The sequence below is a fragment of the Devosia sp. P3_B2 genome (assembly GCF_056402875.1).
In genome coordinates this window covers 113,955-124,701 of record NZ_JBFUGO010000016.1, presented here as the reverse complement: position 1 = coordinate 124,701, position 10,747 = coordinate 113,955, and the positions used below count along the sequence as shown (strand labels likewise).

The following is a 10,747-nucleotide window of genomic DNA, read 5'->3' as shown; positions in this document are numbered from 1 at the left end:
ACCGGCGATGCCAGCGCGCCGGTCCGCGCCACTGAGCCTGCCAAGGGCATCCGTGCCCTGCAGGACAAGGTGCGCTCGGCGGCCAAATCCTATCTCAGCCACGGCAACGCTGCCGTCGACAAGGACTGGTCCGAGTTCTGACCAACACGCCAGAAGGCCCCGCGACAAGTCCAGAAAGGACGACCATGCGCAAGTTGCACCGGATCATCGCCGCCACCGTAATCGGGGCGTTGCCCCTTGCCGGCGGCGCCTATCTCGGGGCGCAGGTCAGCCGCGAGGCCGCTGCGGCGCAACGGGAAGCCGCGGGGATGCACTATGCTGGCCTGGTCTTGCCGGAGCTGGTGAGTCTCGCGCGCGATGGCGCCGCCCCGGCGGGGAACCCGGCACTGGCCGAGGCGGCCCGCACCGGCGACGCGACGTTTGGCACGGGCGCGCTGTCTCAAGCCTATGACGAGCTGAAAGCAGAACGGGCGTCCGGGGCGCATCCGGCGGCGGCACGCAACGCCGCAGCGATGCTGGTGGCGCGCATCCACGAGAGTTCCGGACTGCTGGCGGAACCCGATGGGGCGGCGACGCAACTGACGCAGGTGCCGCAGGCGGCCAATGCTGCGCCACTGTCGCCGGCGCTGATGAATGCGACGCGCTATGCCATTGCGGTGTTGCCGGCAGAGATCAAGCGGCTCGAAGAAGTGCTGGCCGAGTTCCGCGCCGCCACTGCGAACGCCGGTGCGACGCCCGAGGGCAAGGCCTATGCGGCAGCGGCAACGGCGCTGGCTGACCGAGTAGCGGCCGGCATCGCGGTGATCCCCGATACCAAGGCGCGCCTGGCGTTCGATTGGACCGGTCTCGATACCGCACATGACACATTCCAGGATGCAGCACTGGCGCTAGGCCGCGTGTCACAGGCGGCGATGCAGCAAGTGCTCGATCAGCGGATCTCGGTGTCCAGCTCGAGCCTGACCTGGATTGGTGCGGCGAGCGCGGTACTCGCACTGCTCTTCGGCGCCGCTGCCTATCTGGGGCTGGGTCGGATCGGTCAACCTGCGATTAAGGAACCTTCCCTATCGTTTGCGGCGGGGAAGAGCGGAGCAGCCGGGCACGAAAGCCCCGGCGACATGGGGGCTAGAATGGCCACGACCTCTGCGCACGCCAAAGGCGGGCTGAAGCTCACCACGGCAATTTCGGCAACAGTGTTTCTCGCGGTGACAGCTGCCATCGCGGCAGTGCTGTTCGCGGTGTGGACGATGCTCGCGGCCAACACGCGGGATACGGCCGACCAGCGGCTGGCGGCGGACTTGCGGATCGCTGCGGCGATCCTTGAGGTGAACCTGCCGAACTCCGACATCTTCTGGAGCGAGGACGGTCAGCTCGAAAAGATCGAGGCAAAGGCGATGCCGAAGTTCCGCAACCACGATCTGATCGACACGATCGGGCGGGTGACGGGCGACACCGCGACGCTGTTCGTGTTCGATCCCGAGAGCGAGGACTTCATCCGCAAGTCGACCACCATCCTCGACGACAAGGGCGAGCGCATCCTCGAGACACCGCTGGCGCGCGAGGGCGCGGCCTACCCCGTGGTGGTGGCAGGCGGCACCTATCAGGGCGAAGCGAACGTGCTGGGGACGCCCTATTATGCAATCTATCGGCCGATCCTGAACCTCAACAACGAGGTGATCGGGCTGGTCTATGTCGGCATTCCGAAGGCTGAGATCGACGCGGCGGCGACGGATGGCCTGAAGCTGCTCGGGCTGGTGGGCGCGGTGGCGGTACTGGTGATGGGGGCGCTGTCGGTGTTCGCGGTGTCGCGGATGATGCGGCCAGTGCCGCGGCTCTCGAAACACATGCAGCTGTTGGCCGAAGGTGACCTCGAAAGCCAGATTCCCTACATCGGCCTCCGGAACGAAATCGGCGAGATGGCGCGCAACGTCGAAGTGTTCCGCGCCAATGCGCTGAAGGTTCAGGAGATGACCGAGGACGAGCGGCTGGCGCTGGCGCAGCGGCGGGCCGAGCGGACCGAAATGATGCAGTCGCTGCAGCAGAGTTTCGGCGAGGTGGTCGACGCAGCGACCGCGGGCGATTTCTCGCGGCGGGTGGAAACGCAGTTCGCCGATGACGAGCTCAATCGCCTGGCGGGCAGCGTCAACACGCTGGTGGGGACGGTGGAGCGGATCATTGGCGACACGGGTGCGGCGCTGGCCGCATTGGCCGATACCGACCTGACGCACCGCATCGAGGGCGGCTACGAGGGTGCGCTCGGGCAGTTGCGCGACGATGCCAATGAGGTGGCCGAGAAGCTGAGCGCCATCGTGATGACGCTGAAGCATACCTCGCGGTCGCTGAAGACGGCGACCGGCGAAATCCTCTCGGGTGCCAACGACCTTTCCGAACGGACGACGCGGCAGGCGGCAACGATCGAGGAAACCAGCGCGGCGATGACGCTGCTCGCCGACACTGTGCGGGCCAATGCCGAAAAGGCCGAAGATGCGCGGCATGTCGCCGAAGAGGTGAGCCGCACGGCCGAAGCCGGAGGCTCGGTGATGCAGCAGGCCAACGTAGCGATGGAGCGGATCACCCAGTCGTCGGCCAAGATCTCCAACATCATCGGCATGATCGACGACATCGCCTTCCAGACCAACCTGCTGGCACTGAACGCTTCGGTCGAAGCGGCGCGTGCCGGTGAGGCCGGCAAGGGCTTTGCCGTGGTGGCGGTCGAAGTGCGCCGGCTGGCGCAGTCGGCGGCGCAGGCTTCGTCCGAGGTGAAAGTGCTCATCGAGCAGAGCGGCGCCGAGGTCAAGGGCGGGACCAAGCTCGTTGCGGAGGCGGCGGACAAGCTCGAAACCATGCTGGCGGCCGCGCGGCGCTCCAATACGCTAATGGCGGCGATTGCTGAGGACAGCCGGCAGCAGGCTGGATCGATCGACGAGGTCAACGCAGCGGTACGGCAGCTCGACGAGATGACGCAGCACAACGCGGCGCTGGTCGAGGAAATCAACGCGGCGATCGAACAGACCGAGGCGCAGGCCGGCGAGGTCGACGGTATCGCCGAGATCTTCACCATCGACGACGCCGCACCAGGCCGCCGAGCTGCCTGATCACGGTCGGCCGGGCCACCCGTCCGGCCGCCGTTTTCGAGCAAAGTCTAGCCGCCGGGTCGGTCCGTTTGACCGGATGTTAACGCTGCCATGCTGTGATCGTCGAGAGACGCAGAACGCATTTCCAGCTGTCGACACTCCAGAAGGACAACGACTCTCCATGCCGGCCAAAACCATTTTCAAGCTGCCGACGCTCAAGCTTCGGGGCTCAATCATTCTCGCCGCTGCCGCAATCTTCACTGTGGCAATCGGCTCATCGCTTTACTACGTCGTTTCCAGCAATCGTGCGCAGGACCTGGCGCAGGCCGACGAAGTCGTCGGTGGCCTGGCAGTGACGGAAGCGCAAAAGATTAATGCGTTCCTCAGTGAGTACGCCACGGCGGCGAACTCCACTGCACAAACCGCCAGCGCATTGCTCGCCGACCCAGCGACCTCGCCCGACCTCTACGGTGCGGTGGTGACCAAGCAGCTCGAGACGCTCGAGAATGCGCTCGGGGTCTACATGATGTTCGCGCCGGAATCTCAGCTGGCGAGTGCGCCGGCGTTCGCGAGTTCGGCTTTCGCCTACAAGGACCAGCATGTCGGCGTCTATGCGGCGCGTGGCGCCGACGGCAAGCCGGCATTCCAGTCGCTGGAACAGGCCGGCGGTGGCTACGACACGTGGTTCACCAATCCGCTGAAGGCGGGCAAGGCCGAGATCGCCGGGCCCGATAATTATGACGGCGTGCTCTACACCACCTTCAGCGACATCATTCACGACGCTGCCGGCAAAGCCGTTGGCATGACCGGCGTATCGTTCAACGGCAACGCGCTGGCGACGCTGATCGGCGGGACCGTGCCGATGGGCACCGGTTTCATGGGCGTGATCAACCAGAAGAACGTATGGGTGGTGAACCCGGATCCCAAAATCGTGGGCACCGAAGTTACCGAGCCGTGGGCGCTTGAAGCGACCACCGCGATGCAGAGCGCCGAGACGTTCAGCTCGACCGGTGAGGCTGCTGGCCAGACCTGGAAGATGACGGCGCAGAAGGTCAACCTTCCCGGTACCGATCAGTCATGGACCGTGATCGTCGCCGTGCCGCAGTCGACGCTGCTCGCCGATTCCGAGGCGCAACTGCTCAGCCTGCTGATCGGCGGCGCAATAATCCTGGTGCTTGGCCTCGTGGCCTTCGCCTGGCTCGGCACGTCGATCGCCCGGCCGGTGAACAAAATGACCGGCGTGATGCGCAAGATCGCCGACGGCGACTACCAGGTCGAAGTGCCGTACGGCGCTCGCCGGGACGAGATCGGCGACATGGCCAAGGCAGTCGAGGTGTTCCGCGAGAACGGCCTCAAGGTCGCCGAGATGACCGAAGCGGATGCGGCGCGGATCATCCGCGACCAGCAGGCGCGCACCGCGATGATGGCCGAACTGCAGAAGGCGTTCGGGCAGGTGGTGGACGCGGCAGTTGCCGGCGACTTCTCGCAGCGTGTCGAGACGGAGTTCCCGGATGCCGAACTCAACGCCATTGCCGGGAGCATCAACAACCTGGTCGCGACAGTCGATCGCGGCCTCGGCGAGACGGGCGAGGTTCTGGCAGCGCTGGCCGACACCAATCTCACCAAGCGCATGGAGGGCCAGTACGAAGGCGCCTTCGCTCGGCTGCGTGACGACACCAATGCGGTGGGCGACAAGCTGAGCAGCATTGTTGGTCAGCTCAAGGAGACCTCGCGTTCGCTGAAGACGGCGACCGGCGAGATTCTTTCCGGTGCCAACGACCTCTCCGAACGCACCACCAAGCAGGCGGCGACGATCGAGGAAACCTCGGCGGCGATGGAACAGCTCTCGACCACCGTGCTGCAGAACGCGGAACGGGCCCGCGAGGCGAGCGAAGTGGCGAGCACCGTCACCCGCACTGCCGAAGAGGGCGGCCAGGTCATGGGCGATGCGAACTCGGCCATGGAGCGGATCACCCAGTCGTCGGCGAAGATCTCCAACATCATCGGGTTGATCGACGACATCGCCTTCCAGACGAACCTCCTGGCGCTCAACGCCTCGGTGGAAGCGGCGCGTGCCGGCGATGCCGGCAAAGGCTTCGCGGTAGTTGCCGTGGAAGTACGTCGCCTTGCGCAGTCGGCCGCCAGCGCGTCGAGCGAAGTGAAGGCGCTGATCGAGCAGTCGGGCAGCGAAGTGAAAGCCGGCTCGAAGCTGGTTGCGGACGCAGCTGCTCGCCTTGCCGCAATGCTGGAAGCGGCGCGTTCGAGTAACGCGCTGATGGACGGCATCGCCCGCGATAGCCGCGAGCAGGCCTCGGCGATCGAAGAGGTGAACACGGCAGTGCGCCAACTCGACGAGATGACGCAGCACAACGCGGCGCTGGTCGAGGAGACCAACGCGGCGATCGAGCAGACCGATGGGCAGGTGAACGAACTCGACCGGATCGTCGACATCTTCACCATTTCCGGCGCCTCGCAGACCAAGGTGGTCCAGGTTGCTCCGCCCTCCCGTGGCATCAAGGGCCTGCAGGAGCGGGTCAAGAAGGCCGCGAGTTCGTACTTGAGCCACGGCAACACCGCGATCGACAAGGACTGGGCGGAATTCTGACCGGCCTGAAAATAACCCTGACACTCGGTGTCAGGTGACTCATGCGAAACCCTCTCCGTCGTCACTATGGAGAGGGCTTTCTTCATGCCCCAGACACTCGAACTCGTCACCTTTCGGCTCGCCCGCGGCACCGGCCAGCAATTCGTCGATGCCAACGCGGCAGTCAGCGACTGGCTGAAGCGGCAGCCGGGGTTCGTGTCCCGCCACCTCGCCGAGCGCGACGACGGCAGCTTCGTCGACATCGTGTTCTGGCAGACGCACGAAGCGGCACTGGCGGCGAGCGGCAAAATGATGGAAGAGATGGCCCAGAGCGAGGCCATGACCATGATCGATCCCATGGGCCTCGAGATGAGCCATGGCAATATCCGACTCTCGGTCGACTGAAATGGTCGCCGATCTTCTACAAATCGTCCGGTCCTTCCCGCAGCCGATCGCGGACCTGGCGCAGAACCTCGCCTTGACGCTGCTGTCGGTGCGCCCGGATCTCGATGCCAAGGCGCGGCTCGGCTGGGGCTCAGTGAACTATCGGCACCCGAAGGCGGGGTTCGTGTGCGCGATCTTCCCGATGGAGGATCACGTCTCGCTGGTGTTCGAGCATGGAAGATTGCTGAGCTCCCCGCTGCTCGAGGGCGACGGCAAGCAGGTGCGCTACATCCGGTTCGAGCCGGGTGCCAAGATCCCCGAAGACGAGATCGCCATCCTCTTGGCCGAGGCCATTGCGCTCAAGGCGTGAGCCGTGCAGAAAACCGGGAGACCCTCTAGGAGATATCCCGCATGGCGCGCATCGGCCTCGTGGCGCACGACGACAAGAAGGACGAACTGGTCGCCTGGGCCAAGCTCAATCGGGACAAGCTCGCGCTGCACGAACTCTGGGGCACCGGCACGACCGGTGGCCGCGTCACTGATGGCACTGGCCTGCCGGTTACGCGGCTGTTGAGCGGGCCGCTCGGCGGCGACGCGCAACTGGGTGCGATGATCGCCGAGGGGCGGCTCGATGCGCTGATCTTCTTCCAGGATCCGCTGACGGCCATGCCGCATGACGTCGACATCAAGTCGCTGACCCGGCTGGCGACTCTGTACAACATTCTGTTCGCGCCGAACCACAAGACCGCCGACGCGGTACTCGCCGCGCTTTGACCATCTGGTCAAAGCCCGTGCAAAGCTATAGAAGCCGCCCCCAATCGAAGCGCAGTGTTGGTTGACCGGTGTTTGTGCATATGCGCAGATGACCGCAAAACCGGCATAAGCCGCGAATAAGAACTATTCATCAGGACGGGGGCGGGGTGTCCTTCGACGCAGTCATCGACGTGCAGAACGTCAGCAAGCGCTTTGGCGGCTTGCGCGCAGTCAACGATTGTTCGCTACGGGTCGAGCGCGGCTCGATTACCGGGCTGATCGGCCCGAACGGCGCCGGCAAATCGACGCTGTTCAATCTCGTGGCCGGCAATATCGTGCCCGACAGCGGCAGGATTATCTTTGATGGCCAGGATGTTACCGGGTTGAAGCCGCATCAGCTGTTTCATCGCGGCATGCTGCGCACCTTCCAGATCGCGCATGAATTCTCCAACATGACGGCGCTCGAGAACCTGATGATGGTGCCCTCGAAGCAGGCCGGTGAGAACCTCGTCAGCACCTGGCTGATGCCGGGCGCGGTGAAAGCCAGCGAACATCATGTCCGGCAGAAGGCGCTCGATGTCATCGACTTCCTCAAGCTCGGGCACGTGAAGTACGAGCTCGCGGGGAACCTTTCGGGCGGGCAGAAGAAGCTGCTGGAACTCGGTCGCACAATGATGGTCGATGCCAAGGTGGTGCTGCTCGACGAAGTCGCTGCCGGCGTCAACCGCACGCTGCTGCAGGATCTCGCCGCCAATATCGAGCGGATGAACCAGGAGCTCGGCTACACCTTCTTCGTCATCGAGCACGACATGGACCTGATCGGGCGGCTCTGCGATCCCGTCATCGTCATGGCGCAGGGCGAGAAGATCGCCGAGGGTCCGATGAGCGAGATCCGCGCTAACCCAGAGATTATCGAGGCCTATTTCGGCTCTCCGGTGGGGGCCGCGTAATGGCACTTCTCGACATCAAGGACGTCGTCGGCGGGTACGGCGGCGCGCCGATCCTCAATGGCGTCAACATCGCCATCGAGCAATCCGACATCGGGGTTATCGTCGGGCCGAACGGTGCGGGCAAATCGACGACGCTGAAGGCGATCTTCGGACTCCTGAAGGTCAACGAGGGCTCGATCCTCTTTCACGGCGAGGAAATCCAGAACTCGCTTCCGGACCGGCTGGTGCCGAAGGGGCTGAGCTTCGTGCCGCAGGAAAAGAACGTTTTCACTTCGATGACGGTGGAAGAGAACCTCGAAATGGGGGCGTTCACCCGGACCGACGATTTCAAGCCGACGATGGAATGGGTCTACGACATGTTCCCGGTGCTGCGCGAGAAGCGTCGGCAGCCGGCCGGTGAGCTGTCGGGCGGGCAGCGCCAGATGGTGGCGATGGGCCGTGCGCTGATGAGCCAACCGAAACTCTTGCTGCTCGACGAGCCGTCGGCGGGCCTCTCGCCGCGCTACGTGCTCGAGATCTTCGAGCAGATCGTCAAGGTCAACAAGGCGGGCGTCGCTATCCTGATGGTCGAGCAGAACGCACGGCAGGCGTTGGCCTTCGCGTCACGCGGGTTTGTGCTCGCGACCGGCAAGAACCGTTTCACCGGCACGGGCGCCGAACTGATCGCCGATCCCGAAGTCGCCAAGAGCTTCTTGGGGGGCTGAGGGGCAAATGAACGAACTGATCTTCTTCTTCAACAACGTCATCGTCGCCGGCGTGGTGCTGGGTTCGATCTATGCTGTCGGCGCCATCGGCGTGACGCTGATCTTCGGCATCCTCCGCTTCGCGCATTTCGCCCATGGCGACATGATGACCATGGGGGCGTTCATCGCCTTCCTCCTCGCCATGGCGGCGACGGCGCTCGGCATCACCACGCCGATCGTCCCCACCGGGTTTCTGGTGCTGCCAATCGCGATGATCCTTGCCGCGATCATCGCGCTGGGACTCGACAAGGGCTTTTACGCGCCGCTGCGCAAGCGCGGCGCGCGGCCGGTGACCATGCTGATCGCCTCGATCGGCGTGACGCTGATCATCCAAGGTGTGATCCGGCTGTTTTTCGGCTCGGGCACCTATTCGTTCTTCGAGACCGAGCAGAAGCAGTTGATCCGCATCCCGGTGCCGCTCGAAGGCGTGACCCGGACGATCAACTTCACCCAGCCGCAGTTGCTGATGATCCTCTGCACGGCGGCTGCGGTGATTGCACTGCACCTGTTCCTGACCCGCTCGCGGCTGGGCAAGGCGATGCGCGCCATGGCCGACAATGCCGACCTGGCGCAGGTCTCGGGCATCAACACCAAGCTGGTGGTGCGGGTGACCTGGATCATCGCCGGCTCGCTCGCGGCGATGGCCGGTACCATGCTGGCGCTCGACGTGAACCTGAAGCCGGACCTGGCGTTCAACATCGTGCTGCCGATCTTCGCAGCGGCGATCGTCGGTGGGCTCGGGCAATCCTACGGTGCCATCGCCGGCGGCTTCCTCATCGGTTTCGCCGAGACGATGGCGATCTTCAACTGGTCGGTGTTGCTGCGGCCGATTTCCGGGATCATCCCCTTCGAGATTCCCGCGACGCTGGCGATCGTGCCGACGGAATACAAGCTCACCGTGGCCTTCGTGATCCTCGTGGTGGTGCTGCTCTGGCGCCCGACCGGTATCTTCAAGGGAGCCTCGACATGATCGCCCGTCGCTCTCTCATGATGTTTGCCGGCCTGTTTGTGCTCTTCACGCTGATCGGCTGGTTCCTCGGCGCTGCCAACATCTCGCTGCTCCTGGTGCAGAGCTTCGCCTATGCGCTGATCGCGCTGGGGCTCAACATCCAGTGGGGCTATGGCGGGCTGTTCAACTTCGGCATCATGGGCATGCTGATGCTGGGTGGCGCGGCCGTCACCTTCACCTCCTATCCCATCAATGCGCAGTTCTGGGGCTCCGAAGGGCCGCTGATGCTGGGCAAGGCGTTGATGGCGTTCCTCGCCGGGTTCCTCTTGGTCTGGGGCGCGCGGCATGCCGACCGCTTCGGCGTCCGCGGGCGCTGGAAGACCGCGCTGATCGTCCTCGCGTGGATTGTCGCCTATTGCATCTATCGCAGCCAGATCGACCCCGCGGCCGCCTATATCGAAGACAAGGCGCATGGCGGCTGGGTGGGTGGACTTGGGCTCCATCCGGTGCTCGGCTGGCTGTTCGGCGGCATTCTTGCTGCTGGCGTCGCCTATGTCGTCGGCAAGATCTGCCTCGGGCTCAGGACCGACTATCTCGCGATCGCCACCATCGGCATCTCGGAGATCATCCGGGCGCTGCTCAAGAACATGGATTGGCTGACCCGCGGCACGCTGACCGTATCGCCGATTCCCTGGCCGACGCCGATCCCGCAGGACCTGCAGGCGCAGGGCGTGTCGATCTCGGACTCGTTCATCTATGCGCGCCTGGGCTTCCTGGCGCTGGTCATCGCCATACTCGCCGTGGCGTTCTTCCTCATCCAGCGCGCCTATGGCGGGCCGTGGGGCCGGATGATGCGGGCGATCCGCGACAACCACATCGCCGCGGCCTCGATGGGCAAGAACGTCACCCGCCGGCAGCTCGAGATCTTCGTGCTCGGCTCGGTGCTGATGGGCATCGGTGGCGCGATGCTGGTGAGCTTCCAACAGATCTACGATCCAGGCTCTTACCAGCCGATCAATCACACGTTCCTGATCTGGGTGATGGTGATCGTGGGCGGCGCGGGCAACAACTGGGGTGCGGTGTTCGGGGCGTTGTTGATCTATATCACTTGGATGATCTCCGATCCGGTGTCGCAGTGGCTGTTCAACGGCATCTCGAACTGGTCGACCGATATGGGCTGGGGCGCCATCCCCGAGATCCAGTCGCGGGCCAGCCAGATGCGCGTGTTCGTGCTTGGCGTCGTGATCACCATCGCCCTGCGCTACGCGCCGCGTGGCCTGATCCCCGAAGTGGTAAAGCGCGAAGTCTAGTCC

At 64.4% G+C, this 10,747-nt stretch carries 9 protein-coding genes; all 9 read left to right on the top strand.

Annotated features, from left to right (window positions below):
- Positions 1-185 precede the first annotated feature (185 nt).
- The 9 genes from AC1DV8_RS21090 to AC1DV8_RS21050 all read left to right on the top strand — a co-directional run bounded on the left by AC1DV8_RS21090 (position 186) and on the right by AC1DV8_RS21050 (position 10,744).
- Positions 186-3,092, top strand: a complete 2,907-nt coding sequence (locus AC1DV8_RS21090) for a methyl-accepting chemotaxis protein (protein ID WP_477158785.1) — start codon at positions 186-188, stop codon at positions 3,090-3,092.
- 160 nt (positions 3,093-3,252) lie between these two features.
- Positions 3,253-5,676, top strand: coding sequence for a methyl-accepting chemotaxis protein (locus AC1DV8_RS21085; RefSeq protein ID WP_477158784.1), 2,424 nt, complete (start codon positions 3,253-3,255; stop codon positions 5,674-5,676).
- A gap of 84 nt (positions 5,677-5,760) precedes the next feature.
- Positions 5,761-6,060: an antibiotic biosynthesis monooxygenase family protein gene (locus AC1DV8_RS21080; protein ID WP_477148030.1), complete on the top strand. Its 300-nt coding sequence runs from the start codon at positions 5,761-5,763 to the stop codon at positions 6,058-6,060.
- 1 nt (position 6,061) lies between these two features.
- A complete protein-coding gene (locus AC1DV8_RS21075; RefSeq protein WP_477158783.1) occupies positions 6,062-6,409 on the top strand; it encodes a DUF1801 domain-containing protein in 348 nt (115 codons plus the stop codon).
- Between the two features lie 41 nt (positions 6,410-6,450).
- Complete coding sequence (locus tag AC1DV8_RS21070) at positions 6,451-6,813, top strand: methylglyoxal synthase (RefSeq protein WP_477148028.1); 363 nt, start codon at positions 6,451-6,453, stop codon at positions 6,811-6,813.
- Between the two features lie 146 nt (positions 6,814-6,959).
- Positions 6,960-7,742, top strand: a complete 783-nt coding sequence (locus AC1DV8_RS21065; protein ID WP_477158782.1) for an ABC transporter ATP-binding protein — start codon at positions 6,960-6,962, stop codon at positions 7,740-7,742.
- Positions 7,742-8,446 carry an ABC transporter ATP-binding protein gene (locus tag AC1DV8_RS21060; protein WP_477158781.1) on the top strand — a complete coding sequence of 235 codons (705 nt, stop codon included), beginning with the start codon at positions 7,742-7,744 and terminating at the stop codon, positions 8,444-8,446. Before AC1DV8_RS21065 ends, AC1DV8_RS21060 begins: the two co-directional genes overlap by 1 nt.
- Before the next feature lie 7 nt (positions 8,447-8,453).
- A complete protein-coding gene (locus AC1DV8_RS21055) occupies positions 8,454-9,455 on the top strand; it encodes a branched-chain amino acid ABC transporter permease (RefSeq protein ID WP_477148025.1) in 1,002 nt (333 codons plus the stop codon).
- Positions 9,452-10,744 (top strand): branched-chain amino acid ABC transporter permease, encoded by a 1,293-nt coding sequence (locus AC1DV8_RS21050; RefSeq protein WP_477158780.1) that lies wholly within the window; start codon positions 9,452-9,454, stop codon positions 10,742-10,744. The genes AC1DV8_RS21055 and AC1DV8_RS21050 overlap by 4 nt, the downstream gene beginning before the upstream one ends.
- The last annotated feature ends 3 nt before the right edge of the window (positions 10,745-10,747 follow it).

Coding starts and splice junctions, on each gene's coding strand:
- AC1DV8_RS21080 (WP_477148030.1), top strand. CDS start 5,761: ATGCCCCAGACACTCGAACTCGTCACCTTTCGGCTCGCCCGCGGCACC.
- AC1DV8_RS21055 (WP_477148025.1), top strand. CDS start 8,454: ATGAACGAACTGATCTTCTTCTTCAACAACGTCATCGTCGCCGGCGTG.
- AC1DV8_RS21090 (WP_477158785.1), top strand. CDS start 186: ATGCGCAAGTTGCACCGGATCATCGCCGCCACCGTAATCGGGGCGTTG.
- AC1DV8_RS21075 (WP_477158783.1), top strand. CDS start 6,062: ATGGTCGCCGATCTTCTACAAATCGTCCGGTCCTTCCCGCAGCCGATC.
- AC1DV8_RS21070 (WP_477148028.1), top strand. CDS start 6,451: ATGGCGCGCATCGGCCTCGTGGCGCACGACGACAAGAAGGACGAACTG.
- AC1DV8_RS21060 (WP_477158781.1), top strand. CDS start 7,742: ATGGCACTTCTCGACATCAAGGACGTCGTCGGCGGGTACGGCGGCGCG.
- AC1DV8_RS21050 (WP_477158780.1), top strand. CDS start 9,452: ATGATCGCCCGTCGCTCTCTCATGATGTTTGCCGGCCTGTTTGTGCTC.
- AC1DV8_RS21085 (WP_477158784.1), top strand. CDS start 3,253: ATGCCGGCCAAAACCATTTTCAAGCTGCCGACGCTCAAGCTTCGGGGC.